The 26751-nt window shown below is 57.3% G+C and carries 24 protein-coding genes and 1 pseudogene; 19 read left to right on the top strand and 6 right to left on the bottom strand.

Going from position 1 to position 26751, the window contains the following annotated elements:
* Nucleotides 1-49 precede the first annotated feature (49 nt).
* The gene (locus tag C7436_RS04225) at nucleotides 50-916 is read left to right on the top strand and encodes a PHP domain-containing protein (protein WP_011785353.1); all 867 of its coding nucleotides are present in this window, start codon (nucleotides 50-52) and stop codon (nucleotides 914-916) included.
* 4 nt (nucleotides 917-920) lie between these two features.
* On the opposite strand, the gene C7436_RS04220 is transcribed toward C7436_RS04225, so the two are convergent.
* Together C7436_RS04220 and rne are read right to left on the bottom strand one after the other, a co-directional pair.
* Nucleotides 921-1463: a YecA/YgfB family protein gene (locus tag C7436_RS04220; RefSeq protein ID WP_014421126.1), complete on the bottom strand. Its 543-nt coding sequence runs from the start codon at nucleotides 1461-1463 to the stop codon at nucleotides 921-923.
* A gap of 2 nt (nucleotides 1464-1465) precedes the next feature.
* Nucleotides 1466-4633, bottom strand: a complete 3168-nt coding sequence (rne, locus tag C7436_RS04215; protein WP_121206811.1) for a ribonuclease E — start codon at nucleotides 4631-4633, stop codon at nucleotides 1466-1468.
* 630 nt (nucleotides 4634-5263) lie between these two features.
* Between rne and rluC the strand changes: the two genes are divergently transcribed.
* From rluC to C7436_RS04200, 3 genes are read left to right on the top strand one after another with little or no spacing between them, the layout of a single operon-like run.
* Nucleotides 5264-6331: a 23S rRNA pseudouridine(955/2504/2580) synthase RluC gene (gene rluC, locus C7436_RS04210; protein WP_121206810.1), complete on the top strand. Its 1068-nt coding sequence runs from the start codon at nucleotides 5264-5266 to the stop codon at nucleotides 6329-6331.
* Nucleotides 6331-6981, top strand: a complete 651-nt coding sequence (locus tag C7436_RS04205; protein ID WP_121206809.1) for an HAD family hydrolase — start codon at nucleotides 6331-6333, stop codon at nucleotides 6979-6981. The genes rluC and C7436_RS04205 overlap by 1 nt, the downstream gene beginning before the upstream one ends.
* Nucleotides 6982-7010: 29 nt before the next feature.
* Nucleotides 7011-8060 carry a S49 family peptidase gene (locus C7436_RS04200; RefSeq protein ID WP_121206808.1) on the top strand — a complete coding sequence of 350 codons (1050 nt, stop codon included), beginning with the start codon at nucleotides 7011-7013 and terminating at the stop codon, nucleotides 8058-8060.
* 13 nt (nucleotides 8061-8073) lie between these two features.
* On the opposite strand, the gene C7436_RS04195 is transcribed toward C7436_RS04200, so the two are convergent.
* Entirely contained in the window at nucleotides 8074-8667 is a 594-nt protein-coding gene (locus tag C7436_RS04195) for a Maf family protein (protein WP_121206807.1), read from the bottom strand.
* A gap of 141 nt (nucleotides 8668-8808) precedes the next feature.
* Here C7436_RS04195 and C7436_RS04190 point away from each other — a divergent pair, with 141 nt between their 5' ends.
* The 12 genes and pseudogenes from C7436_RS04190 (at nucleotide 8809) to putP (ending at nucleotide 19409) form a co-directional block, all read left to right on the top strand.
* A complete protein-coding gene (locus C7436_RS04190; protein WP_121206806.1) occupies nucleotides 8809-9366 on the top strand; it encodes a YceD family protein in 558 nt (185 codons plus the stop codon).
* Nucleotides 9367-9396: 30 nt separating this feature from the next.
* The gene (gene rpmF / locus C7436_RS04185) at nucleotides 9397-9576 is read left to right on the top strand and encodes a 50S ribosomal protein L32 (protein ID WP_011785345.1); all 180 of its coding nucleotides are present in this window, start codon (nucleotides 9397-9399) and stop codon (nucleotides 9574-9576) included.
* A gap of 42 nt (nucleotides 9577-9618) precedes the next feature.
* On the top strand, nucleotides 9619-10623 hold the full coding sequence (gene plsX, locus C7436_RS04180) for a phosphate acyltransferase PlsX (protein WP_014421134.1): 1005 nt from the start codon (nucleotides 9619-9621) through the stop codon (nucleotides 10621-10623).
* A gap of 127 nt (nucleotides 10624-10750) precedes the next feature.
* Entirely contained in the window at nucleotides 10751-11689 is a 939-nt protein-coding gene (gene fabD / locus C7436_RS04175) for an ACP S-malonyltransferase (RefSeq protein WP_014421135.1), read from the top strand.
* A 16-nt stretch (nucleotides 11690-11705) separates the two neighbouring features.
* On the top strand, nucleotides 11706-12449 hold the full coding sequence (fabG, locus tag C7436_RS04170) for a 3-oxoacyl-ACP reductase FabG (RefSeq protein WP_121206805.1): 744 nt from the start codon (nucleotides 11706-11708) through the stop codon (nucleotides 12447-12449).
* A 132-nt stretch (nucleotides 12450-12581) separates the two neighbouring features.
* The gene (gene acpP, locus C7436_RS04165) at nucleotides 12582-12815 is read left to right on the top strand and encodes an acyl carrier protein (RefSeq protein WP_008938713.1); all 234 of its coding nucleotides are present in this window, start codon (nucleotides 12582-12584) and stop codon (nucleotides 12813-12815) included.
* 125 nt (nucleotides 12816-12940) lie between these two features.
* Complete coding sequence (gene fabF / locus C7436_RS04160) at nucleotides 12941-14188, top strand: beta-ketoacyl-ACP synthase II (protein ID WP_011785341.1); 1248 nt, start codon at nucleotides 12941-12943, stop codon at nucleotides 14186-14188.
* A gap of 6 nt (nucleotides 14189-14194) precedes the next feature.
* Nucleotides 14195-15013, top strand: coding sequence for an aminodeoxychorismate lyase (gene pabC / locus C7436_RS04155; protein WP_121206804.1), 819 nt, complete (start codon nucleotides 14195-14197; stop codon nucleotides 15011-15013).
* Complete coding sequence (mltG, locus tag C7436_RS04150; RefSeq protein WP_011785339.1) at nucleotides 15013-16083, top strand: endolytic transglycosylase MltG; 1071 nt, start codon at nucleotides 15013-15015, stop codon at nucleotides 16081-16083. Before pabC ends, mltG begins: the two co-directional genes overlap by 1 nt.
* Nucleotides 16080-16724 carry a dTMP kinase gene (tmk, locus tag C7436_RS04145; RefSeq protein ID WP_011785338.1) on the top strand — a complete coding sequence of 215 codons (645 nt, stop codon included), beginning with the start codon at nucleotides 16080-16082 and terminating at the stop codon, nucleotides 16722-16724. The genes mltG and tmk overlap by 4 nt, the downstream gene beginning before the upstream one ends.
* Before the next feature lie 98 nt (nucleotides 16725-16822).
* Nucleotides 16823-17602 carry an AraC family transcriptional regulator gene (locus C7436_RS04140; RefSeq protein WP_011785337.1) on the top strand — a complete coding sequence of 260 codons (780 nt, stop codon included), beginning with the start codon at nucleotides 16823-16825 and terminating at the stop codon, nucleotides 17600-17602.
* 312 nt (nucleotides 17603-17914) lie between these two features.
* Nucleotides 17915-19409, top strand: a pseudogene (gene putP, locus C7436_RS19045) (sodium/proline symporter PutP).
* A 168-nt stretch (nucleotides 19410-19577) separates the two neighbouring features.
* On the opposite strand, the gene C7436_RS04130 reads toward putP, so the two are convergent.
* Nucleotides 19578-22172 carry a bifunctional aconitate hydratase 2/2-methylisocitrate dehydratase gene (locus C7436_RS04130; RefSeq protein WP_121207040.1) on the bottom strand — a complete coding sequence of 865 codons (2595 nt, stop codon included), beginning with the start codon at nucleotides 22170-22172 and terminating at the stop codon, nucleotides 19578-19580.
* Between the two features lie 257 nt (nucleotides 22173-22429).
* Here C7436_RS04130 and miaE point away from each other — a divergent pair, with 257 nt between their 5' ends.
* Nucleotides 22430-23041, top strand: a complete 612-nt coding sequence (gene miaE, locus C7436_RS04125) for a tRNA-(ms[2]io[6]A)-hydroxylase (RefSeq protein WP_114435015.1) — start codon at nucleotides 22430-22432, stop codon at nucleotides 23039-23041.
* On the opposite strand, the gene C7436_RS04120 is transcribed toward miaE, so the two are convergent.
* Nucleotides 23014-23919 carry a LysR family transcriptional regulator gene (locus C7436_RS04120; RefSeq protein WP_014421143.1) on the bottom strand — a complete coding sequence of 302 codons (906 nt, stop codon included), beginning with the start codon at nucleotides 23917-23919 and terminating at the stop codon, nucleotides 23014-23016. The two genes, miaE and C7436_RS04120, sit on opposite strands and share 28 nt — an antisense overlap.
* Nucleotides 23920-24055: 136 nt before the next feature.
* Between C7436_RS04120 and C7436_RS04115 the strand changes: the two genes are divergently transcribed.
* Entirely contained in the window at nucleotides 24056-24826 is a 771-nt protein-coding gene (locus tag C7436_RS04115; protein WP_011785332.1) for a ferredoxin--NADP reductase, read from the top strand.
* A 217-nt stretch (nucleotides 24827-25043) separates the two neighbouring features.
* Here the strand turns inward: C7436_RS04115 and C7436_RS04110 are convergent, their stop codons facing one another.
* Nucleotides 25044-25796, bottom strand: coding sequence for a Crp/Fnr family transcriptional regulator (locus C7436_RS04110; protein WP_121206803.1), 753 nt, complete (start codon nucleotides 25794-25796; stop codon nucleotides 25044-25046).
* A 417-nt stretch (nucleotides 25797-26213) separates the two neighbouring features.
* Here C7436_RS04110 and C7436_RS04105 point away from each other — a divergent pair, with 417 nt between their 5' ends.
* A complete protein-coding gene (locus C7436_RS04105) occupies nucleotides 26214-26711 on the top strand; it encodes a response regulator (protein ID WP_228198055.1) in 498 nt (165 codons plus the stop codon).
* Nucleotides 26712-26751 lie beyond the last annotated feature (40 nt).

Genomic DNA, 26751 nt, shown 5'->3' with positions numbered 1-26751 from the left:
TGCCTGAAGGCTGCTACACTGGTGCCCGTTTCGTTATTCAGGAATGTTCGTGACTATACCCCAAGACTCCAGAACGTGCATTGATCTGCATTGCCATAGCACGGCATCCGATGGCGCGCTGTCTCCCGAGGCTCTGGTAGCCAGAGCTGTTGAGCAAGGGGTTAGCCATCTGGCATTGACCGATCACGACACCATCGCTGGCCTTGAAGTGGCGAGAAGTGCGGCATCAGGTTCCGGCCTCTCCCTGATTAACGGTGTGGAGCTTTCCTGTGTCTGGCGCAGTCATACCATTCATGTGGTTGGGCTCGATTTTGACGAACGTGATCCCGCGTTTCTCGCCGCACTTGAGCGCCAGAACGAGAACCGCTGGCAGCGGGCGCGTATGATCGCCGACAGGCTAAGCCGCCTGAACGTCGACCAGCTTCTTGAGCGGGCGACGAAAGTGGCCGGAGGGGACGTGCCCGGGCGCCCGCATTTTGCCGAAGTTCTGGTGGAAGACGGTGTTGTGCCCAAGGTGGCGCACGCGTTTAAACGGTATCTGGGAACTGGCAAGCCAGGAGATGTAAAGGCGTGTTGGCCGGAGTTGCCGGAGGTGGTGCAATGGATCGTGGCGGCCGGCGGGATTGCTGTGCTGGCGCATCCCAGGAAATATCGTCTCACAGCAACCCGTTTACGGGCATTAACTGCGGATTTCGGCCGTGCCGGAGGGCAGGGCATTGAGGTGTCAGTGTCGGGCCAGTCCAGTGGCGATCTGGGTTTTGTGGCCGAGCTGGCGCGGCGGGAAAAACTCTGGGCCTCTCAGGGCAGTGATTTTCACTTCCCGGGAGCTCCCTGGTGTGAGCTGGGGCGCATAATGAAAATGCCAGAGGGGCTGGAGCCCGTCTGGCATCATTTTCGGCAGCCGATTGAAGCCTGAGGCTTCAATCCGGCGCGTGGAACAACAGGTAGAGGTCGGTCAGCGAGTCCGGGATGGCCTCTGCCATCTTGGCTGACAGCTTCTCGTCATTCCGGACTTTCTGGAAGTCCTCGTCCTCAAACAGGCCAGACAGTGTCAGCATCGGCACCATGAGGTCAGCTACTTCATCCTCATCCGCAGCTTGCAGCCAGGCCTCCTCATGTTCGAGGAAGGTATCGACGAAGCCCGCACACCAGTTTTCCAGAGCATTCATCGGGTCGCCGTCTTCTGGCTCCGGCAGCTCCAGTGGCTGGCCCATATCCAGGGCGTGGGCCATATCCCGTGCAAGCTCATTTACACAATGGGTAAACGTGTCGGGAATGCCGGTATCCGGCAACTGATCTGTGCCTGTGGCAAGGCGGAAGAGGTCTTCCGCCTTCAGGCTGACCGGCCCGATCACGCTGGCACACACCACGCCATGGAACCCGAAAAAGTCCAGGGCATGATCTCCCCAGGGTTCGGCGAACAGAATGTCTTCCAGCGCTTCGATGTCCGAGTTGCTCAGCATGATCAGTTGCTCCCGGCCTGCTTGGCCTCTTCTGCCTTTTTGGCTTCTTCGGCCGCGCGTTGGCGCTTGCGGACCTCTCTTGGGTCATTATAGGCCCGGCCCGGAGTCACCGGGATAGCTTCCGATGCACTGGCTTCCTGAGTCTCTTCTTTCTGCTCCGCTGGCTTTTCGCTGGCTGGAGCTGGCTCGGCTTTTACGGGCTCTGCAGGCTGCTCCGGTTTGTCAGCGGGTTTTTCGCTGCTGGATCCGGCCTGCTTCTCGGGCGCCGTATCTACTTCAGGCTCGGTTTTAGCGGCCTCGGCTTTCTGTTCCGGCGCCTTGTCGGCTTTATCCTCGGCAGCCTTCTGATCAGAAGCCGCGCCGGTTTCCGGCTCAGACGCCTTCGGTGAGTCAGCCTTGGCTTGCCGGGGTGCCTTGGCCTCTGCCTTGACCGGTTCTTTGTCTTCGGCTTTGGCAGGCTCGGCGCTGGCCTTTTCTGCAGGCTGCTCGGCTTCTGTTGCGGTGACCTGCTCGGTACGCTGAGGCTTGGCGGCCTGTTTCTGCTCGGCTTCTGCTGGCAAGCTCTCCTTGTCACCCTTGTCTTCGGTAGTACCGGATTTTTCGGCGCTATCCGCAGAGCGAGGCTTGCGCTGGCGGCCGGAGCTGCGGCCTTTGCGGCCGTCAGACTTCTCTTTGCGGCTGCTCTCATCCTTTGCTTCAGGCTTGTCTTCTGCTGAGGGAGCCTCTTTCTGCTCGGCCTGTTCGGTTTTGGTCTCCGGCTTCTCGGCCATTTCCTGTTGTTCAGGCTTGCGGCTCTCTGGCGCAGTTTTGGTTTCCGGCGTTGTTGCGGCCGGTTGCTCGGCTTTATCTACGCGCGACTCACTGGCTTTAGCGTCCACAGGAGCTGTCTTGTCAGCCGCTTTTTCCGGCTGGGTATCTTTCTGGTGCTTCTCGCTGCGTTCCGCTTTGCGTTCTGCTGGCGTCGATGCCGGAGTCTCGGCGGGCGAGCCGTCCCGGTTACGTTGTCGGCGTGGTTTGCGTTGCTTGTCGTCACCGCCCTGCTTGTCGTTGGAAGGTCCCTTCTGGGATTCCTGCTGTTCCCGGTTGTCCTGCGGGCCTTTCTGGTCACGCTGGGGACGGTTCCGGTTCTGGCCGCGGCCCTGGGAGTCCTTGCGGTTGTCCCGGCGGTTGTCATTGCCCTTGCTGTCGCCAGAGCGGTCGTCCCGGTTGGAACGGTTCTGGCCACCACGTTCACCGCGATTCTGATCGTCACCACGGCCACCACGATTGCGGCCGCGGTTGTCATCGCCACGGTTCTGCTGGCTACCCTGACGGCGATCATTGCCGCTGCGGTTGCCGCCGGTGCGTTGGTCATCGCGGGCAACGCGGGATTTGCGGCGATCCTGGCGGGCCTGGTTGCGACGCTCTTCACTCCGGTTCCGGTTAGTGTCGCGGCTGGCTTCCTGCTCCGGTTCTTCACCCCGGAAGAAGCACGCGATCTTCTTGCCCAGTTTGCGGAACAGGCCTTCTTCCTGCTCAGCAGCCGTTGGCGCAGCGGCTGTCGGTGCTGGGGCTGGCGCAGAGGGACGGATGGCTTTCACGGCGGCCTGTTCGCGCACCGGTTTCTCGGCACTTGCAACTTCTACGGCTGCCTCTTCCTCGCGCTCGCTGTACTGTTGAGCTACCTGATGGCTGGAGACATGCTCTGGAGAGGTTTCGTCCTGACGCAGGCGCAGAATCTCGAAGTGCGGCGTTTCCATGTTGGGCACAGGTGCGACCACAACCGCTACGCCCTGGCGGGCTTCAATGTCGGCCAGCTGCTTGCGTTTTTCGTTCAACAGGAAGGTGGCCACAGAAACCGGCACCATGGCTCGTACTTCTGCGGTCTTCTCCTTGGAGGATTCTTCGTAGATCAGGCGCATGATGCTCAGCGCCAGAGATTCGATACCCCGGATGGTGCCCTGGCCTTCACAGCGCGGGCAAACCTCGCTGCGGGTCTCGCCCAGTGAGGGGCGCAGACGCTGACGTGACATTTCCAGCAGGCCGAAACGAGAGATCTTGCCAACCTGAACGCGGGCCCTGTCGAGTTCCAGCGCTTCACGCATCTTCTGCTCGACTTCCCGCTGGTGTTTGGCTGGCGTCATGTCGATGAAGTCGATAACGATCAGGCCGCCCATATCCCGCAGGCGCAGTTGGCGCGCGATTTCTTCGGCCGCTTCAAGGTTGGTCTGCAGGGCCGTTTCTTCAATGTCCTGGCCTTTGGTGGCCCGTGATGAGTTGATGTCAATGGACACCAGGGCTTCGGTTGGGTCGATGACAATCGAGCCGCCGGAGGGCAGTTTCACTTCGCGCTGGAACGCCGTTTCGATCTGGCCTTCGATCTGATAACGGCTGAACAGGGGGATCTCGTCTTTGTACAGCTTGATCTTGTTTTCGAAGGTGGGCATGACCGCACGAACGAAGCTCAGAACGTCTTCGTACACGCTTTCGGCGTCGATCAGGACTTCGCCGATGTCCTGGCGGAGGTAATCGCGCACGGCGCGGATGATCACATTACTTTCCTGATGGATCAGGAAAGGAGCCTTGCGCTCGCCGGCCGCCTGGGTGATGGCTTCCCAGAACTGTACCAGGTAGTCGAGGTCCCACTGGAGCTCTTCGGTGGTGCGGCCAATGCCGGCCGTACGCACAATAATGCCCATGGACTTCGGCACCTGAACGCCGTTCATCGCTTCTTTCAACTGGGTCCGTTCTTCGCCTTCAATGCGGCGCGAAATACCACCGGCGCGGGGGTTGTTGGGCATCAGCACCAGGTAGCGGCCAGCCAGGGAGATAAAGGTGGTTAGGGCAGCGCCCTTGTTGCCACGCTCTTCCTTGTCGACCTGAACAATGACTTCCTGGCCTTCGGAGACAACATCCTTGATGTTGATTTTGCCCTCAATCTGCCCGGGCGACTTCTTGAAATACTCTTTGGAGATTTCCTTCAGGGGCAGGAAGCCGTGGCGCTCTGCGCCAAAGTCAACGAAAGCCGCTTCAAGGCTGGGTTCTACCCGGGTAATGCGCCCCTTGTAGATGTTGGCCTTTTTCTGTTCGCGGGTACTGGATTCGATATCAAGGTCGAACAGCCGTTGGCCGTCAACCAGCGCGACGCGCAACTCTTCGGGATGAGTTGCATTGATCAGCATTCTTTTCATGGAAAGAAAGGGTTCCTGTCGTTTGTTGGTGACAGAAAACCGGGGGGATTCGCATCAGCGAAGCAGGATGTGCGTGCCGCGGGCCCTTTACAGCAGGCAGGCCGGCGGCCAGACGGATCATACCCTTATGGGGTGCAATCCTGGGTGTCTGAGACCACCGCCGACATCCCGCCTGCCGGTGGGCAGGTCGAGGTCGAATAGGGTGAGAGTCTGTTGACGCATAATATCCGTTTCAGGTTCACACAAGCCCCTGGGTCTCACGTCGTATTGGTTTGCTGGACGGCCCGGGTTTGCGTGGCAATGATTCTTCGCGATGTCGCCCGACGGTTTTCCAGTCGGTTTTCCTCTCCCGGAGCAGGTAACAGCCTTTCTCGGTCTGGCCTGTGATTCCGGGAGTCTGTTTCCCGCTGCATCCGTTAATGATTGGTTTTGCAGCGTTCAAACTCTTAATCAGTATCGGTATACTGCTGCCGCTCCGGCTTCTGACCAGAGTTCGTCAGGCCGTAGACAAACGGCAGAGCACGCCGGAATATAACAGGTACGGCGTGGGCAGGCAACTCCTCAGTTGCGTCCGTCCCGGTATGCAGGGGCGGCCATACGGTGCCGCAATTTACCAACGCAAGGGTTTACATGTCGCGCTCCCCCGATTCCCGTAAGACAAAGGGTCGTCGCCCCGCCAGTGGGAAGGTCCGTGAAGTTGGAAAGGCTGCTGTGAAGGCGGGTTCTGATCGTGTTCAGGGAAAGGTGGCGACAGAGGTTCAGTGGATTACCGTTGATGAGGATATGGCAGGGCAGCGGGTGGATAATTTCCTGCTTGCACGATTGCGGGGGGTGCCCAAAAGCATTGTCTACCGCATTGTCAGAAAGGGTGAGGTGCGGGTAAACAAGGGGCGTGTAAAGCCTGATACCCGTCTTAATCCGGGGGATGTGGTCAGAATTCCGCCGCTGGTGCAGCAGGCCAGGGCGGAGCAGCCCAAGCCCGGCAGTCGGGTGCAGGGGGTTATGGAGGCTGCGGTCGTTTTCGAAAACGATGAAATGCTGGTGGTGAACAAGCCCTCCGGTATAGCGGTTCATGGCGGAAGCGGACTGAGTTTCGGTTTGATTGAAGTGTTGCGGTCGGCCCGGCCGGAAGCCAGGTTCCTGGAGCTGGTTCATCGTCTGGATCGCGATACGTCTGGTCTGGTAATGGTGGCTAAAAAGCGTTCCGCGTTGCGGTTTTTGCAGGATGAGCTGCGGCAGAAGCGGATTCGCAAGTATTACCACGCTCTGGTGGTCGGCAGTTGGCCGGAATATGTTGATCGTGTTGCTGAGCCGCTGTTGCGTTTTGAGATGCCTAATGGCGAGCGTCGGGTTCGGGTCAGTGAGGAGGGCAAGAGTTCCCTGACTTTGTTTACCTGTTTGCAGCGATTTCAGGGGTATAGTCTTGTTGAGGCATCGCCGGTGACCGGCAGGACTCACCAGATTCGAGTACACAGTGCCTGGGCGGGTCATCCGATTGCGGGCGATGACAAGTATATGGATGATGCGAGCCTGAAAGCTTTCCGGGCCATTGGTGGGCAGCGCTTGATGTTGCACGCCAGGGCTCTTGAGTTTTCGCTTCCGGGTTCGGGTGAGCCCATGCGGCTGGAAGCAGTATACGACGGGCCCTTTTCCGGGGTGCTCGAAGAATTGACCAAGCGAAGCGGGAAGCGGTCTTGATGAAGGTAAAAGTCGTTATTTTTGACTGGGACGGAACGCTGATTGATTCAGTGGACCATATCGCTGACAGCCTGCACCAGGCGGCAACGGAGCTGGGGTATCCAGAGCTGGAGCGAGAGGCCTATCGCGACATTATTGGTCTGGGCATGATTGAGGCGCTGGAGAAGCTGTATCCGGGGCTGAGTCGTGAGGAGATGGTTCGTATCCGTGAAGGTTATGCCGGTTACTTCTTCAAGAAGGTGACCACGCCCCAGAATGTGTTCGACGGCATGGCAGATGTGGTTGCCGATCTCCGGGGTTCCGGGCGTGGGTGTTCGGTGGCGACTGGCAAGAGTCGGCGGGGTCTTGAATTGGCGTTGACCTCCAGTGGTCTGGGGTCGCATTTTGATATCACGCGCTGTGCGGATGAAACCCGGTCCAAGCCGCATCCGTTGATGCTGGAGGAAATCCTGGCGTTCTACGGCTATGAACCGGAAGAGGCTGTGATGATTGGCGATACCCGTTACGATCTGGAGATGGCTCAGCGTGTTGGTATGCCCTCCATCGGTGTGGAGTGGGGGGTGCACAAGCGTGATGTGCTTGAGACCTATGATCCTCATGCAGTGGTGAATTCAGTGGCGGACCTCCGGAAGGTGTTGGGTCTGCGCTAACAGCAGGACGTTGCAAGTAAGGAATACGAATGAGCGAGTGGGATTCGGATAAGCAGTCGGAGTGGGGCGACAAGCCCGTTGAGTCAGAAGCCCGGGGCGCCCGAGGTGGCTTGTTTGGCAGCAGGAAGCCGTCGATGCCGCCGGAGACGGGGCGTGATTGGCGTCTGATTGAAAAGCTGGTGATGTCCTTGCAGGCGGAGCAGCGGCGCAGTCGTCGTTGGGGTATTTTCTTCAAGCTGCTCACGTTCGGATATCTGTTTGCGCTGCTGTTCATGATTCGTGCGCCCTTCGGAGAAGGCGTCGGGGCCACAGTGGGAAGCCATACCGCGCTGGTAGAGGTGAATGGCCCGATTGCTGCTGATGAGCTGGCCAGTGCAGATAACCTGGTCGGGGCATTGCGTGCCGCGTTTGAGGCCGAGAGCTCGAAGGCGGTTGTGCTGCGGATTAACAGTCCGGGTGGCAGTCCGGTGCAGTCCGGCTATGTCTATGATGAGATCAAGCGGTTGAGGGAGGAATATCCCGACAAGAAGATCTACGCGGTGATTTCTGATATTGGTGCATCGGGCGCTTATTACATTGCCGCAGCAGCCGATGAGATATACGCCAACCGGGCCAGTCTGGTCGGATCGATTGGTGTAGTGGCCGGTGGTTTTGGCTTCACTGAGGCGATGGAAAAGATTGGCGTGGATCGTCGTCTTTATACCGCAGGTGACAACAAGGCTTTCCTGGACCCGTTCTCGCCGGAGCAGGAGGAAGAGGTTGCGTTCTGGCAAGGCGTGCTTGAAAACACCCATAAGCAGTTCATTGAAGCGGTCAGGCAGGGGCGGGGCGATCGCCTTGCGGATGATCCCCGGCTGTTCAGTGGTCTGGTCTGGAGTGGTGAGCAGGCGGTAGAGCTGGGGCTTGTAGATGGTCTGGGCAGTTCATCCTGGGTCGCGCGCCAGTTGGTGGGCGAAGAGGAGCTTGTCGATTACAGTCGCAGCCGCTCTCCTTTTCAGAAGTTTGTGGATCAGCTGGGGGTCGCCGTTGGTGAAGGTGTCGCAACCCGGTTGATGGAGTCACGACTGGAGCTCCGATAAGTTGCCTCGGGCATCAGTCCAGCAATGGATTGATGCCCAGCTCTCTCAGTATACGGGTGAGCGCAATCAGCGGCAGGCCGATCAGGCTGTTGGGATCGTCGCCCTGAAGGCGGCTGAACAGGGCGATGCCAAGACCTTCCATCTTGAAGCTGCCCGCGCAGTCGTAAGGCTGCTCTTTCTGCAGGTAGCCTTCAATTTCCTCTTCCTGTAAGTCCCTGAAGTGCACCTCAAACGGTTCGCAGTGAGTTTGAAGGTTGCCGCTTCGGGTATCCAGAACGGCCAGACCGGTGAGAAAGCGCACCCGGTTGCCACTGCTTCGCATCAATTGCTGTTTTGCTGTGTCGTAGTGGCCGGGTTTGCTCAGCAGGCTGCCATCCGGTAATGCCGCCACCTGGTCAGAGCCGATGATGATATGGTCCTGAAAGCGCGGGGCGAGAGCTTTTGCTTTGCTTTCTGCAAGTCGGACGGCCAGGGCTTCGGCTGCTTCTCCTGGAGTGGGTGTTTCGTCGATGTCGGGGCTGGCAGTGTCGAACGCAAGGTCGAGCCGGGCCAGCAATTGCTTTCGGTAGGGTGAGGAAGAGGCCAATAGCAGCTTGGGAGGAAGCATAGGGTTTCAGGTCCGGTCGGTTGGATATGGGGGTTCTTTCGGGCTGATATCGTAAAATACCCCTATTCCGGGCGAAAGGCCCGGTAGAAAGTCGATTAAGTCTTTGACAGAGGCGGGTCTCGCCCCTAAAATTGCGCGCCTATGTCCAAAGCGCCGATCGTCGAACTGCCCAGATCTGTCGACCCAAACAAGTTGGCAGAGCAGAACACAACGCTTGAAGGGGTGATTCCTTTCAGGGGGCTTTCTCGTTTTCGTGAAGCTGTGCCGGGACTGCCAGAAGATGGTGAGTGCAGCGTAAAGCTGTCTTTCTATCGGGATGGGGAGCGTCGCCGGATAGTGTCGGGTGAGTTGTCTGCGCCGGTCATTCTGGAATGCCAGCGCTGCATGGGTGACATGCAGGTGACTCTGGAATCCCGTTTTGATCTCGGTCTGGTCATCAGTGATGAGCAGGCGCAGCGGTTGCCGAAAGCGTTGGAGCCATTTCTGGTAGAAGATTTCAACGCCGATCTCTGGGCAATGGTGGAAGACGAGTTGCTTCTGGTGCTGCCGCCATTTCCGCTCCACGAGCGGGAAGAGTGTCCGGCAAAAGAAGATCTTGAAGCGCTCGAAGTGCCCGAGGCTACCGAAGAGCCCGAGACAGAGCAAAGAAAAGAGAACCCGTTCAGTGTTCTGGCGGGACTTAAGACGACAAAGCATTAACGTATTCGAAAATAGGTCAGGAGCATAACCATGGCTGTACAGCAAAATCGCAAAACTCGTTCAAAGCGTGGCATGCGCCGTTCACACGACGCACTGAGTGCTGCTGCTCTGTCTACCGACGCAACAACTGGTGAAGTTCATCGTCGCCATCACGTATCTCCAGACGGTTTCTACCGTGGCAAGCAGGTAGTTGAGGCTCGCGACGAGTAATTCGTCGGGAATTTCTTCTGACCTGTGCCGCATGGACGAGTGGTGAACACGCCGGTCACCATTGCCATTGATGCTATGAGCGGTGATCGCGGTGCCGCGGTTGTCGTCCATGCTGCGCTGGAAGCAGTGCGTGAAAACGAAGCCTTGAGTCTTGTTCTGGTGGGAATCCGGAGCGAGCTCGAGGCTTTGTTGCATGAGGGGCATGCCCGTATTCGCATTGTTGAGGCTGCCGACGTCGTTCGTATGAACGAGCGGCCTTCCCATGCCCTCCGCCACAAGAAAAACTCCTCTATGGCCATTGCGCTCAGTCTCGTGCGGGACGGAGAAGCGCAGGGCTGTGTCAGTGCCGGAAATACCGGTGCGCTGATGGCATTCGGTCGCTCGATCATTCGGATGTATCCCGGGATTGAACGTCCTGCCATCGCAAAGCTGATCCCCTCTCTGCGTGGCCGTTGCCATGTCCTGGATCTTGGTGCCAACGTCGATTCCACAGCGGAGAATCTCTACCAGTACGCCCTGATGGGGTCCCTGATGGCATCCGCTATCTGCCGCCAGTCCGAGCCACGGGTGGCACTGCTGAATGTCGGTGAGGAAGAAATCAAGGGTAATGAACAGGTCCGGCTCGCATCACACATGCTGGCCCAGTGCGACACCATCAACTACATCGGTTATGTCGAGGGAAGTGACCTTTTTCGCGATGTCGCCGATGTTGTAGTGTGTGACGGTTTCGTGGGCAATATAGCCCTCAAGACCGGAGAGGGGGTTGCCGGCCTGTTGATCGAATTGCTGGAGCAGGCATTCACACGCTCCATGTACGGTCGTTTTGTGGGCTTGCTGGCCAGGCCGATTATCGGGCGACTTCTGCAATTGATGGACCCTTCCAGGCACAATGGCGCCAGTCTGCTCGGGTTGCAGGGTGTGGTCATCAAGAGTCACGGCAACGCCAATGAGCGGGCGATGCTGGCGGCGATCCGGCAGGCCGTTCGTGAGGTTCAGCTGGAAGTGCCACGAAGGATCAACGAAAGACTCGATGATCTGATGTTATGATCCCTCCTCGTTACCGGGAGCGCGACTAAAGTCGTCCCGCATCCCGGCTCTTATTCGCGGATAATTGGCCCTGATTGTACTATTGGCTAATCTTCAGTAACCCTTCAATGACGATAAGATTCCGCTTATGAAATCAGCGTTTGTTTTTCCCGGACAAGGCTCCCAGTCACTCGGCATGTTATCTGCTGCCGCTGAAGCGTGGCCGATGATCACCGAAACGTTTGACGAGGCGTCCAACGTTCTTGGTTATGACCTGTGGCATCTTTGTCAGCATGGCCCCGCCGAAGAGCTCAATAAAACCATGGTTACTCAGCCTGCTCTGCTGACCGCAAGTGTTGCGCTGTGGCGGCAGTGGTGTGTATCTGACGGCCCCCGGCCGGATTTTGTTGCTGGCCACAGTCTGGGTGAATACAGCGCCCTGGTGGCGGCGGAAAGCCTGGATTTTATTGAAGCTGTAAAGCTGGTTCAGCTGCGCGGTGAACTGATGCAGGATGCCGTGCCTGAAGGGCAGGGGCGTATGGCGGCCATTCTGGGTCTTGAGGACTCGGATGTGGTGTCGGCGTGTGAGGAGTCTGCTGAAGGTGATGTGGTTGCCGCAGTGAATTTTAACGCGCCGGGCCAGGTGGTTATTGCCGGTAGCGCAGCGGCCGTTGAAAGGGCCATTGAAGCCTGCAAAGCCAAAGGTGCCCGCAAGGCCATGCCGTTGCCGGTTTCGGTTCCCTCCCACTGTGCGCTCATGAAGGGGGCGGCGGAACAGTTGGCTGAAGCCCTTGAGGATATTCGGTTTAACGATGCTGTCATTCCTGTTGTCCAGAATGTCAATGCTGAGCCGGCAAGGGATGCAGAGGTGCTGAAAGCTAATCTGCTCAAGCAGCTATACTCACCGGTGCTGTGGACAAACTCGGTACAGCGGCTGTCTACCGAAGGGGTGGGTGTGGCTGTTGAGTGTGGCGCCGGCAAGGTACTGGCCGGTTTGATCAAACGTATCGATCGTTCTCTGCCGGTTCACGGCATCGAGAGTCCTGATTCTCTGGCTGAAGCCCTTAAGGCCTTTGGTCAGTCCTGATTACACGGAGTGAATTATGTCTTTGGAAGGCAAAGTTGCATTGGTAACCGGCGCCAGTCGAGGCATTGGCAAAGCCATTGCTCATGAACTTGCCCGGCAGGGAGCCGAAGTGGTGGGTACCGCGACCAGTGCCGAGGGGGCCCAGGCCATTACCGATGGCCTGAAAGATGCGGGTTTCAGTGGCTATGGCATTGTTATGAATGTGGCAGAGCCCGAGAGCATCGAGGCTGGCCTCAAGCAGCTTGCCGAGCAATCAGGTGCGCCCCTGATTCTGGTCAATAATGCCGGCATCACCCGTGATAACCTTCTGATGCGCTTGAAAGACGATGACTGGTCTGAGGTTCTGGAAACCAACCTGTCCAGCGTCTATCGCACCAGCAAGGCGGTATTGCGTGGTATGGCGAAAGCCCGTTGGGGCAGAATCATCAATATCAGCTCAGTGGTTGCTGGTATGGGAAATCCCGGGCAGGGCAATTACTGTGCGGCGAAGGCCGGTGTTGAGGGTTTTACCCGTAGCCTGGCCAAGGAAATGTCTAACCGCGGTATCACGGCGAACTGCGTGGCACCTGGTTTTATTGACACAGACATGACCAAAAAACTGGACGATAAGCAGCGTGAGGCTATGCTGGAAATCATACCGGCTGGTCGCCTGGGGTCGCCGGAGGAGGTTGCCGCTGTGGTGGCTTTCCTGGCATCGGACGGCGCCGCTTACGTAACCGGAGAAACCATTCATGTGAATGGCGGCATGTACATGGGTTAAGTCCGTTCCGGGCTGGTGTGCAACCCCTTGTCGCACAACATGTTTGACAGAATCCCTGCTTGTTTGCAGGTGGGGTTTAAACTAAACTGGCAGCCATAGAGTTGCTTGGTTGACACATAAAGTGAGGACATTATGAGTACAGTTGAAGAGCGCGTTAAGAAGATTGTTTGTGAGCAGTTGGGCGTGAAAGAGTCCGAAGTTCAGAACACATCTTCTTTTGTAGAGGATCTTGGCGCTGACTCACTGGACACTGTTGAGCTGGTTATGGCCCTGGAAGAGGAATTCGAGACCGAAATTCCTGACGAAGAGGCCGAAAAGCTGGGCACCGTTCAGGACGCGATCGACTACATTGTCGCGCACACCTGATACCCTGCGAATCAGATAGCCAGGCAAAAGCCGTCCTTTGGGCTTATTGAAGGACGGCTTTTTTATTGGTCGGACATTGGCCAGCAGTGAACCATCAGACACGGAACAATCGGGTGATTGGGGATATGAGCAAGCGACGGGTTGTCATCACGGGAATGGGTATGCTTTCTCCGGTGGGGAATGATGTGACGTCTTCCTGGGAAGCCATTCGTGCCGGACGCAGTGGCATCGGACTGATTGACCGCTTTGACGCGTCCGAGTACACCACTCGCATTGGCGGTGCCGTCAAGGATCTTGATATCGAGCCCTGGTTGTCCAGCAAGGAAGCGCGAAAGCTGGATGCCTTTATTCACTATGGCCTGATTGCAGCGCAGCAGGCGGTAGATGACAGCGGCCTTGAGCAATACAGCAAGCTCGACAAGGAGCGGGTAGGGATTGCCATAGGTTCAGGTATCGGTGGCCTGGAATACATCGAAAAGAACGTTCTTCAGATGGATAAGGCCGGCCCGCGCAAGGTTTCGCCGTTTTTTGTGCCGGCATCCGTCATCAATATGATTTCCGGTAATGCGGCGATCCGTTTCGGCTACAAGGGGCCGAATATTGCGATCGTGACCGCCTGTACCACTGGAACACACAATATCGGCTATGCCGCCAGAACCATCGCCTACGGCGATGCCGATGTCATGCTGGCCGGCGGCTCTGAAATGGCGACCACACGCAGCGGCGTGGCGGCATTTTCCTCCGCCCGGGCCCTGTCGACCCGCAATGATGAGCCGGAAAAGGCCAGTCGCCCCTGGGATCGTGACCGTGACGGCTTTGTACTCAGTGATGGCGCCGGCGTTGTGGTTCTGGAAGAGCTGGAACACGCCAGGGCGCGAGGAGCAACCATTTACGGCGAAGTCATCGGCTTTGGTATGAGCGATGACGCCCATCACATCACGGCCCCCCCGGCCGATGGTGAGGGCGCGGCGCGCTCCATGCGAAATGCCATCCGCGATGCCGGCATCAGCCCGGATCTGGTCGGATACATCAATGCCCATGGAACCTCCACTCAGGTTGGCGATGTGGCTGAGGTGGCTGCAGTCAAATCGGTGTTTGGCAGCCATGCGGAAAAACTGGCCATGAGCAGCACCAAATCCATGACCGGACACCTGCTGGGCGCCGCGGGTGCCGTTGAGGCTATATTCTCGGTATTGGCAGTCCGGGACGGGGTGTTGCCGCCCACCATCAACCTTGATCATCCGGATGAAGGTTGTGATCTGGACTTTGTTGCGCACAAATCCAGAGATGCCGATGTGAAGGTCGCGTTGTCGAATTCGTTCGGCTTTGGCGGCACCAACGGGACCCTGATCGTCAGCCGCTACGAGGGTTGAGCCCGGGTGTTGAAGCTCTACTGGGCAGACGACGACTGCCTGCTCCCTGGTGACCGGGGGCTGGCATATGGAGATGGCCTGTTCGAAACCATCAGGGTGAACGGGGATTCCGCGCCTTTGCTGGTCTATCACCTTGACCGGTTGGTGCGGGATGCCGGGCGCCTGGGTATTCGTCTGAGTCGGCCCGAACTGGAGTCAGCGGTTGCCCATGCAATGAAGCGCTATGGCGCCATTCATGGCATCAGCCACTGGGTGCTCAAGCTGGTGGTAACCCGTGGCAGCGGTGGCCGCGGATATCGGCCGGCAGCTGATGTCAGCCCCCATCTGTATCTGTTCCATTCTGTTCTTCCTCCGCTACCGCCCGAAACCGGGGTTATGGTGGACTTCTCCCGGGTACCGTTGACGGTCAATCCACTCCTGTCTGGCATCAAGAGCCTCAATCGGCTGGAGCAGGTCATGGCGGCCCGTGAAATGAAGGATCCAACGTTTGAATTGCTGATGACCAACGCGGCAGGGCATGTGGTTGAAGGTACCAGAACCAATTTATTCCTGCATGGCCCTGATGGTTGGAGAACACCTCCGGCGGCCTCGTTGGCGGTTTCCGGTGTGATGCGCCGAAAGGTGATCGAATGCCTGCTCGTGGCGGGTGAGCCGTTCCGGGAATGTGAACTGCAGGTGGAGGACCTGCTGGGCCGCGAATGCCAGGGTCTGTACCTGACCAACAGCGTGCTTGGAGTTGTTCCGGTTCGCAATCTGGCGGGCCTTGATTTGCCTGTGGGCAACCGGCTTGCGACAATTTGCGATCCTCATAAGCGACCGGATTGATGCGCGTGTTCAAAAAGCTACTCGTAGGTATTGTTGCTCTTGCTGTTCTGGCGGTTACCGGCAGTGGTCTCTGGCTCTGGCAGGGTTTGAAAACACTTGAGACCCCGGTTGTCCTTGACGAGCCCACTCTGTTTTCTGTCGAGCCCGGTACGGCGTTTGGTCGCGTTGCGCGGGAGCTGGCTGCGAAAGGATTTGTGGATGATCCGCTCTGGCTGCGGATTCACGGGCGCCTGAACCCGGAGCAGACTCTGATCAAGGCTGGGGACTACGAGTTCACCTCTGGTATGACCCCGGTCGACATGATCAACCAGATGGTAGAAGGTAAGGTCAAGCTCTGGTCCGTGCAGTTTATCGAGGGCTGGACCTTTGCCGAGATGCGGGCAGCGCTGGCGCGCACCGACAGGCTCACCAGGCAGACCACCGATTGGACGGATGAGGAGATCATGGCGGCTCTGGGAGCCGAAGGGCAGCATCCCGAGGGCTGGTTTTTCCCGGATACCTACCTGTTTCACGGTGGTGAAACCGATCTCGATATTCTCAAAAGGGCCTACAACATCATGACCGAGGTCCTTGAGGAGGAATGGCAGAACCGTGAGGAAGGGCTTCCGTACGACAACGCCTATGAGGCACTGATCATGGCGTCGATTGTGGAGCGTGAAACCGGAGTGGCCGGCGAGCGACAACAGGTGGCGGGTGTGTTCGTCCGGCGCCTGAAGAAGGGTATGCGCCTGCAGACGGACCCAACGGTTATTTACGGTATGGGTGACAAATATCGGGGCCGGATTGGTCGCAGTGATCTTCGTACCTGGACACCCTATAACACGTATCGCATTGATGGCCTGCCGCCAACGCCTATTGCGTTACCGGGACGAGAATCCATTCATGCCGCGTTGCATCCGGATGACGGCGATGCCCTGTACTTTGTCGCCCGGGGGGATGGCAGTCACAAGTTTTCCCGTACGCTTGCCGAGCACCAGAAAGCCGTGCGTGAGTTCCAGCTGAACCGCCGGGAAGATTACCGTTCATTCCCGGCCCCGGATTCAGAAACCAGCAGTAACGGAGAGCAATGATTTTGGCCAGAGGGCGATTCATTACATTCGAGGGTACCGAAGGGGTTGGCAAGTCAACACAGCTGGATAACGCTGCGAAAACCCTGGAACGGCTTGGTATTGATTACATTGTGACCCGTGAGCCAGGTGGCACCCCTATGGCAGAAAGCATCCGTGAGCTGTTGCTGGCCCCCAGAGAGGAGTCAGTACACGAAACCACCGAGCTGCTGCTGATGTTTGCCGCCAGGGCTCAGCACCTCCATAACAGAATCCTCCCGGCACTTTCCGCCGGTAAGTGGGTTCTCTGTGACCGGTTTACCGATGCCACCTTCGCCTATCAGGGAGGTGGCCGTGGCGTCTCCAGAGAACGGATTGCGTTGCTTGAGGCTCTGGTTCAGGGTGAGATGCGTCCGGACCACGTTATCCTGCTGGATGCACCTGTGGAAACCGGTATGGCTCGTGCTCGAAAGCGCGGTGAGCTTGACCGGTTTGAGCGGGAGGCGCAGGCATTTTTTCAGCGGATACGGGAAACCTATCTGGAGCGCGCGACGGAAATGCCCGGGCGCTACCATGTGGTAAACGCCGCCTTACCCCTCGAGCAGGTATCCGAGAGTGTATCAGCCCTCCTGACCGCATTGGCAAAACTGCCGGTTTCTGACTGACAGCAGACAGATCGCTGGCGAATCCCGGTGTTTTCGTGCACTTTTTGTAATGTTCTGCTTTAATTGAGGAACATTCTCGATAACGGCTTTCAGTAGTAATGCTCAACGCGAAACTTTTGAAGCTACCCACGGCTGCCCAACAGCATCACCATGAACACCACCAGATCGTGGTCGGTGTGCGCGGGCAGGCGGAGCTGAGCATTGATGGATCCGGTGCCTGCCTCGACACCTGGAAAGCCTGTCTGGTACCTACAGAGGCGCGCCACGATTATTGTGGTGATCAGCAAAACCACGTGCTGGTCATCAATGTTGATCCCTTCTGCGCAGCACTGTCGACACCACTGCACTCGGACTACGACAAGTTGATGCGGCTGTTTGAGAAGCCGCGTACGGTACAGATGGATAACCGTATTCAGGGGTTGGTCCAGTTTGCCGCCGGTGAATTCGACCGTTCACCGGATAACCGGGCGCTGCATCAGCACCTCGCCGCCAGTATTCTTCATTGCATGGCTGAGCGCATCGTCGACCGGCCCCCCGTTTCCAGTAACAGAAACAGTCTCAATCCCGAGGACATCCGCCGCTATATCGTCGGCAATCTTCACCGCAAGATAACCGTTCAGGATCTGGCCGGTGTCGCATGCCTGAGTGTGAGCCGGTTTCACGAAATTTTTCGTCAGGTTACCGGGACCACGCCGCATCAGTTTCTGCTGCAGACCCGCCTCGATCAGGCGGTTGGGCTGCTTTCCTCGACCTCGCTTTCGGTTTCTGAAATCAGTTATCGCACGGGCTTTTCATCGCAAAGTGCGCTGACCAACGCGCTCAGAAAACACCGGGGTATTACACCCTCGAGGCTACAGCTTAATGAACATGTGGCCTGATTCAGGCACGGATTCGTAGGTTTTGACGTCAGTCCCGTAGGATTCTGCAAAATAATCGTAGGATTTTGTAAGCCTCGAATCCGTAGTAATACTAATTTATATCGCCCGAGGACCGAGGCTCCGGAGCTGAGCTGGCTGGTCGCAAAGATCTGGCGATCAGCTATATTCAATGAGGAATCCCGGCAAGTTGATTCTTGCTACAGGTCTGACGAATCCGAGACATACAAAAAAACGGCACACAGTGCCGATCTTTGATCTGGTGTTGTGCCAATCGAGCGGATCTTATCCGACTCATAAAACCGGAGGAGCCATATGGCTATTGGAGTTTGGATCAGTCTATTTGCGTATTTCGCCCTGATGATCGTAATTGGCCTCTGGGCCATGCGCACATCATCAGCCACTGCTGAGGATTACATGCTGGGGGGCCGTGCCCTCAGTCCTAAAGTTGCGGCTTTGTCAGCCGGCGCATCAGACATGAGTGGCTGGTTGCTGCTGGGTTTGCCCGGCGCCCTCTATGTTACCGGTCTGGCCTCGGCCTGGATTGGTATCGGCCTGTTTGTTGGTGCTTTCATCAACTGGGTTGTGGTTGCACCCCGGCTGCGGGAGCAGACCGTGCATTATGGCAATGCACTCACCATCCCGGCGTTTCTGGCCAACCGTTTCCCAACCAAGGCCCTGCCGCTGCGCACAGTATCAGCCATCGTTATCGTGCTGTTCTTCGCGGTTTATACCGCCTCTGGCCTGGTTGCCGGCGGCAAGCTGTTTGAAAGTGCCTTCGCTGGTATCTTCAACTTCGGTGGCATGAGCGACTACGCCGCCGGTATCGTGATCACCCTGGGTGTGGTGCTGGCTTACACCGTTGTCGGCGGCTTCCTCGCGGTGAGCATGACGGACTTTGTACAGGGCTGCATCATGATGCTCGCTCTGGTCATCATGCCTGCAGTGGTGCTGTTCGGCGAAGGCGGTGGTGGTTTCGCCCAGGCTTCCGAGACCCTGAACAGTGTGGATCCAACGCTCCTGTCGTGGACGGAAGGGCTCACGGTGATTGGCTGGCTGGCTGTCGGCGGTTACCTGGGGGCTTGGCTATTTCGGCCAGCCGCACATCATCGTGCGTTTCATGGCTATCCGTACCGTGGGTGAGGTAGGGACTGCCCGTAATATCGGTATGTCCTGGATGGGCATCTCCCTGATTGGTGCGATCGCGCTGGGTGTGTTTGGCCGTGCCTATGCTGTGCGTAATGGCCTGGACGTTGCTGATCCGGAAACCATTTTCATTGTTCTGTCAGATCTGCTGTTCCACCCGTTGATTACCGGCTTCCTGTACGCTGCGTTGCTGGCGGCAGTCATGAGTACCATCTCCAGTCAGTTGCTGGTTTCCTCCGCCTCTCTGACCGAAGATTTCTACCGCCTGTTCCTGCGTAAGGAAGCAACGGATAAAGAATGTGTGAATGTCGGCCGTGCCTGCGTTATTGCGGTTGGTCTGGTTGCTGCGGTTATCGCTTCCGATCCCAACTCCCAGGTCCTGGGGCTGGTCAGTAACGCCTGGGCGGGCTTTGGTGCTGCCTTCGGTCCTCTGATCATCCTGGCCCTGACCTGGCCGCGTACCAACGGTGCAGGCGCGCTGGCTGGTCTGATCGTAGGTGCAGCCACCGTGATGATCTGGATATCTCTGGGCTGGAATGGTGAGTTCATGGGTGGCCCGGGTGTGTATGAGATTATCCCGGGCTTCATTGCTGCGTTTATCGCTATCGTTGTGGTGACTCTGGCCACTTCTGATGCCGGTGAGTACCAGCACATCGAACGGTGATAATTCACCTGCACTGAATAAGGGGCTCCTTCGGGAGCCCTTTTTTTGTCCTTGAACAATGGAGTGTCGCCGGTCATGGGGGTGGCCGGGCCTGTGTGTCAGGACCAAAAAAAACGCCAGCCCGAAGGCTGGCGTTTTCAGATCAGAGGTAGGTTACCTCAGAAGATCTCAGGCTACGGAAGCCTCAGATGCTTTCTGGGTGTACTCTTCCATCTGGTCGAAGTTGAGATACTTGTAGATCTCCTTGGACATGCTGTTCAGGTCCTTGGCGTACTCCATGTACTCCGCCGGAGTCGGGAGTTTGCCCAGTACCGCGCCCACAGCAGCCAGTTCCGCGGAGGTCAGGTACACGTTGGCACCATCACCCAGGCGGTTCGGGAAGTTACGGGTAGAGGTAGACAGGACCGTTGACTTCGGTGCTACACGTGCCTGGTTACCCATGCACAGGGAGCAGCCCGGCATCTCGGTGCGAACACCGGCGGTGCCGTAGGTGTTGAAGTAGCCTTCTTCCATCAGCTGCTGCTGATCCATCTTGGTGGGCGGAGACATCCACAGGCGGGTGCTCAGGGCGCCCTTGTGTTGCTCCAGCAGCTTGCCAGCGGCACGGAAGTGACCAATGTTGGTCATGCAGGAACCGATGAACACTTCGTCTACCTTGTCACCAGCCACTTCGGACAGGAACTTGGCATCGTCAGGGTCGTTCGGGCAGCACACGATCGGCTCTTTGATGTCAGCCAGATCGATTTCGATCACGTGGGCGTATTCCGCGTCTTTATCAGCACGCATCAGCTTCGGATCTTTCAGCCACTCTTCCATCTGCTGGGCGCGACGCTCCAGGGTACGCGGATCGCCGTAACCTTCAGCAATCATCCAGCGCAGCATTACGATGTTCGAGCGCAGGTACTCAGCCACGGAGTCTTCCGACAGGTTGATGGTACAACCGGCAGCGGAACGCTCGGCAGAGGCGTCAGACAGTTCGAACGCCTGCTCGACAGTCAGGTGCTCCAGACCTTCGATCTCCAGAATACGGCCGGAGAATTCGTTGATCTTGCCTTTCTTCTCAACAGTCAGCATGCCCTGCTTGATGCCGTACAGCGGGATGGCGTGTACCAGGTCACGCAGGGTGATGCCAGGCTGCATTTCGCCTTTGAAGCGAACCAGAACGGATTCCGGCATATCCAGCGGCATAACGCCGGTAGCAGCGGCAAAGGCCACCAGGCCAGAACCGGCCGGGAAGGAGATGCCCATCGGGAAACGGGTGTGGGAGTCACCACCAGTGCCCACAGTGTCCGGCAGCAGCATGCGGTTCAGCCATGAGTGGATGATGCCGTCGCCCGGACGCAGGGAAACACCGCCACGGGTGCGGATGAAGTCCGGCAGGGTGTGCTGCATTTCAACGTCAACCGGCTTCGGATAAGCGGCGGTGTGACAGAAGGACTGCATCACCAGGTCTGCCTGGAAGCCCAGACACGCCAGGTCTTTCAGCTCGTCACGGGTCATCGGGCCAGTGGTGTCCTGGGAGCCTACGGTCGTCATGTGCGGCTCACAGTAGGTGTTCGGGCGAACGCCTTTGCCTTCCGGCAGACCGCATGCCTTGCCAACCATCTTCTGGGCCAGGGTGAAACCCTTGTCGCCAGCTTCAGGATCTTTCGGCAGACGGAAGATGTCAGTAGCGCCCATGCCCAGAGCCTGGCGGGCCTTGTTGGTCAGACCACGGCCGATGATCAGCGGAATACGGCCGCCGGCCTGAACTTCGTCCAGGATCACATCAGATTTGAACTTGAACTCGGAGATGGTTTCACCGGCTTCGTTCAGGATCTTGCCTTCGTACGGGCGGATTTCGATGACGTCGCCCATGTTCATGTCGTCAACCGGGGCCTCGAATACCAGAGCACCGGCATCTTCCATGGTGTTGAAGAAGATCGGGGCAACCTTGTTACCGATACAGACACCGCCAGCGCGCTTGTTCGGCACGCCCGGGATGTCTTCACCGAAGAACCACAGAACAGAGTTGGTGGCAGACTTACGGGAAGAACCGGTACCCACTACGTCACCAACGAAGGCAACGGGCAGGCCCTTGGATTTGATTTCGTCGATCTGGCTCATCGGGCCAGTTACGCCGGGCTCTTCCGGCTTCAGGCCGTCACGTTCCATTTTATAGGCAGCGCGGGCGTGCAGCGGGATGTCCGGGCGGGACCAGGCATCCGGGGCCGGAGACAGGTCGTCGGTGTTGGTTTCGCCGGTCACCTTGAACACCACCATTTTGGTGCTCTCGGGAACCTTCTTCTTGTTGGTGAACCACTCGGCGTTGGCCCAGGACTCAACCACAGACTTGGCAACGGCGTTGCCGGCGTCCATCTTTTCCTTCACATCGTTGAAGGCGTCGAACATCAGCAGGGTTTTCTTCAGCTGCTCACCGGCCAGTTCGGCCAGGTCGCTGTTGTCCAGCAGCTCAACCAGGGTCTCGATGTTGTAACCGCCCTGCATCATGCCCAGCAGTTTCACAGCGTATTCTTTGCTGACCAGCGGGGAAGAGGCTTCGCCCTTGGCGATGGCAGACAGGAATGCAGCCTTAACGTAGGCAGCTTCGTCTACGCCCGGCGGAATGCGGTTTTCCAGCAGGTAAACCAGGGTTTCTTCTTCATCGGCCGGCGGGTTCTTCAGCAGGTCAACCAGGGCGGCGGTCTGCTCGGCGTTCAGGGGCTTGGGGGGAATACCCAGGGCTTCACGTTCGGCAACGTGTTCACGATAGGCTTCTAACACGATATGGACCCTCATCAGTTGGAATGTTCCGCGCTGTGGGCGTGGTGCCCGGCGGGAGTTTTTTGGCGAAAAGGCCGCAGGAGCCTCTGAATAACGCCTCAAATCACTGATGGGGTTTCAGGATTTATTCAGAGACTCCTTGATCTGGCGCTGCATTCTATAGGAAACCCCTTATAAAGTTAAGTTGGACAGAGGTCGGAGGAATCTGCTAAGTGCGCTATACTCCGGCCTCCCGAATTTTCAGCCTGAACCCCGATATGAACGATGCTCTGCAAGAAATTCACGATTTCCTTCCGTGCCGTACCCCGCAAACCTGGATTGACAGCGCCCTGGCGAACCAGGACCTGCTGCTGATCGATCATGCGCATTGTGAAAAGAAGGCGGCGTCCACCGCGCTGAGTCTGATGTATCGCTACGTGGACAACACCGAGTTGCTCAACAAGATGTCGCGTCTGGCCCGTGAGGAACTGAGGCACTTCGAGCAGGTACTGGCGATCATGAAAAAGCGGGGGGTTACCTATGCGCATCTGTCACCGGCACGGTATGCCGCCGGCCTGCGGGAAGCGGTACGAACAGAGGATCCCGGGCGGCTGGTCGATGTCTTGATCGTCGGCGCCATTATTGAGGCCAGATCCTGTGAGCGTTTTGCTGCCCTGGCTCCCTCGCTGGATGAAAAGCTGGCTGAGTTCTACAACAGCCTGCTTAAATCCGAGGCACGTCATTACCAGGATTACCTGACGCTGGCCGAGCAGGCCAATGGTGGCCCGGTGGATGAACGCGTTGTGCAGTTCCTGGCCATCGAGCAAAAGCTGATTGAATCTCCGGATTCCGAGTTCCGCTTTCACAGCGGCCCGGTTCTGGCAGGTTGAAGCTCCTGGCAAAGTGACATCCAGCGGGCGATTCCGGCGCTGCGGTATTTCTGTTTGTGCAGAATGAAGTAGAACTGACGGTCGAATTTCCGATAGTCGGGGACGCTCAGGGGGACCAGGCTACCGCGTTTGAAAGCATCGGCCAGGACTACTTTGGACAGGCATCCGATGCCCAGATCCGCCTCTACGGCCCGTTTGATGGCCTCGGTATGTTCGAGTTCCAGCAGGATGTTGAGGTCTGGCAACAGGCCGTGCATTCCCCGCTCAAAGCTCTGCCGCGTGCCAGATCCCGGTTCCCTCATAATCCAGACCGCCTGACGAAGGTCCTCGTCGGTCAGAGCCTGTTTTCGGGCCAGGGGGTGTGACGGAGAGCAGAATACCGTCAGTTCGTCTTCCCGCCAGGGAATTACCTCCAGCTCCGGGGACTGTAGCTCGCCTTCAATCAGACCGATATCCAGTTCGAAGTCCCGGACCCGGCGGGCTATGGAGCTGGTGTTGGCCACCTCCAGTGAAACCTTCGGGCGGGTAGGGGTATTCATGTATTTGGCCATCACGCCCACGGCCAGATAGTTCCCTATAGTCAGGGTAGCGCCGACTTTCAGGGCGCCGACTTCTGAATGTTTACTGAAGGCCTGTTCCAGTTCCGTGGCCTGCGCCAGCAGGGACTCTGCCTTGGGCCGGTAGAGTCGGCCGAGTTCGTTCAATTGCAGCCGTTTGCCCACGCGGTCGAAGAGCTGGATATCGAACTGGCTCTCCAGTTCTTTCAGGGCGCTGCTGGCGGCGGACTGGGACATGGCCAGCGATTCGGCAGCCCGGGTGATGTTCTGGAAATGGGCGGCGGCCAGGAAAACTTCGAGCTGACGAAAGCTGTATTTCATAGGGTCTCTTCCGGTGGAAGCTGTTTATCGGAAAAATCGAATAGCCTTATGAAAACAGCCCGTTTTGTCGATTTCAAGCAAAAGGTTAAACTATTCCCAATTCCTGATGGACTGACGTTAATAGGCGAGGGCTCCCATGAGCAACCTGATGAAAGAAACCGTAACCAGTGTGCACCACTGGAACGATACGCTGTTCAGCTTCAAGACCAGTCGGGATCCCGGCTTCCGCTTCAAGAACGGTCATTTTGTAATGATCGGTCTGGAGACAGATGGCAAACCGTTGATGCGCGCCTACAGTATTGCCAGTGCGAACTATGAAGAAGAGCTGGAGTTTTTCTCTATCAAAGTTCCTGATGGCCCGCTGACCTCGCGCCTGCAACAGATCAAAGTGGGTGACGAGATTCTGGTCAGCCGCAAGCCAACGGGTACGCTGGTATTGGACAATCTTCTGCCGGGCCGAAATCTCTGGCTGATCAGCACCGGCACCGGGCTGGCACCGTTCATGAGCATCATCAAGGATCCGGAAGTTTACGAGGCCTATGACAAGGTGATCCTGACCCACGGCGTACGTTACATCTCGGAGCTGGCGTACCAGCAAGAGATTGAAGAACTGCCAGAAAACGAGTTCTTTGGTGAAATGGTCAGTGGCAAACTGGTGTATTACCCCACCGTTACCCGCGAGCCCTTCCGAAATCAGGGCCGGCTGACCGATGCCATGGAAACCGGCAAGATCACCCGGGATCTGGGGCTGCCGGACTTCGACGTGGAGCAGGACCGCTTCATGATCTGTGGCAGCCCGAGTATGCTCAAGGACACCTGTGCCATTCTCGATAACATGGGCTTTCGCGAAGCCCGTGGTGGCGACATGGGCCACTATGTGATTGAGCGGGCCTTCGTGGAGCAGTAATTCGACTAAAGTACGAGCGAAAAATCCCGGGGTTAACGCTCCGGGATTTTTTTTTTGCGACAAAGTTTGTGTGTATAGTTTTCGCTCTTTCACAGCAGGACGATGCCAAGGCAGAATTAGCCGAGCACAGGGTAAAGGAGACGGCGTAAGTTCGCCGTGGATGGGGCAGCGACCTCAAGGGGCTCTTGTCTGATTATGGTGCTTGCGCGGTCCTGGTCTATAACTGCCTGAATTGCCCAGCCTCGCCCATGGCAGCCTGGATATCTTCCTCGAGATACGTCGGGTCGAACCTTGCAATTTCCTTGAGGCGATTCAGTTCCTGTAGCTGAACTCCGGAGTTGGGTGAGCTAACCAGGCCTTCGTCCTTCAGTTCCTGAAATACCCGGTTTACGTGGACTGCACTGAGGCCGAGAGCATCCGCAATCAGTGACTGCGTGAGGGGAAGGTGTAGTGGCTGGTTTGGCTGGGTAACGGTCCTGTCCACACGATAGACGGTTTCAACCAGGAAATGAGCAACTTTTTCCCGCGCGGACCGGCGTCCCAGGTTAACCAGCCGCTCAATCAGGATGGCCTGATCTCGTGATCCGATCGTGAAAAAAATGTTGCAAAGCAACAAAGATTCCGCGAAGACTTCTGTCAGACGAGACCGGGGAAAGGCACACAGCACTCCGTCCGTGAGCATTCTCAAGCCGGATACACGACTCCGGAACGCATAGTCCCTCAAACCGATCACATTACCCGGCACGTAGACATCCAGTACCTGACGGGTGCCGTCCTCCAAGTCTCTGAAGGAGTAAGCCCATCCCTGCTTCAGCGAGTAGAAATCTCCGGGTGTATCCCCCTGGCACCACACATAGCTGTTCTTGCCGTAGTCTTTGGGATTTTTCTCGAGGGATGCCAGCAGCTCTGCCTCAGAACGGGAGATAGGGGCGTAGCTCTCGAAGTGTTTGATGATGCAACCGCTTTCCATGTGATTACCTTTTCTTACCGCCAGCCAGTGAACAACCTATTGATAGCAAAGGAAGGCGGGACGGGCAAGGTAGGTCAGTGGAAGGGCCGAATGCGCGAGTCGCGGACCAGGCCTTTCAATGTGTTCGAATAATGGTCCTGGTTTAACCTATGTTAACGACGGTTACAGAACACGTTGTTACGTTGGCGGCACACTTCGAGTGAATTTAAGGAAAAGATAATCAGATTCCCATTCAAAGATCAGAGCGCATCGGGTGCGCTGGTGCAGCGGTCATGCTCTGCCTCACTAATCACGATTGCCGGAGTAGCAGCGTTGATTGCCCTGGAGTGGACGCTGTTTTCGAACTTCGAAATACGATTTATTAATTATTGGCTCCCATATCATGCTCCCCTGACGAGTCTTCTGGCGCTGGCATTGATGTTTCTGGCTCTGAGGAGTTGGGTCAGGTTGGTGCTTGGTGGGGAACGCATTTCGACCATTCTGGAAGAGAACCCGGCACCGCGTTCGCCGTCCAGACCGGAGCCCCTGGCACGTCGACTGGGGTTTTCACTGCCTGTCCGAGTACTTGTGGTGGATGACGATGCGGGAGTACGGATGGTGATGTGCAAGAAGCTCTCCAACCTGGGCGTTCAGGTGACCGGAGTCAGTGATGGTGTGGAGGCACTCCTGGCCGTTGCGGATGATCGCTGGGACCTGGTCTTGATGGACGGCGAAATGCCTTTTATGGATGGAATCGAAGCCATCAGAGCCATTCGCCATCAGAATCTCCTCCCGGTATACACACCAATAGTGACCATCTCTGCGAACCGCAGCCAGGACTATCGTCAGGCCTGTGTCGATGCCGGAACAACGGCCTGTCGGGCCAAGCCTCGCGATACCCGGGATCTGGAAGCACTTATGGATGAGTTCTTGTGAAGCTTTTGAGTGGCAAGGGATTTGCGGGGATGCCAGTGAG

The sequence above is a fragment of the Marinobacter nauticus genome, from assembly GCF_003634635.1.
Lineage (GTDB): Bacteria > Pseudomonadota > Gammaproteobacteria > Pseudomonadales > Oleiphilaceae > Marinobacter > Marinobacter nauticus.
This window is presented reverse-complemented; position numbering and strand designations above follow the sequence as displayed.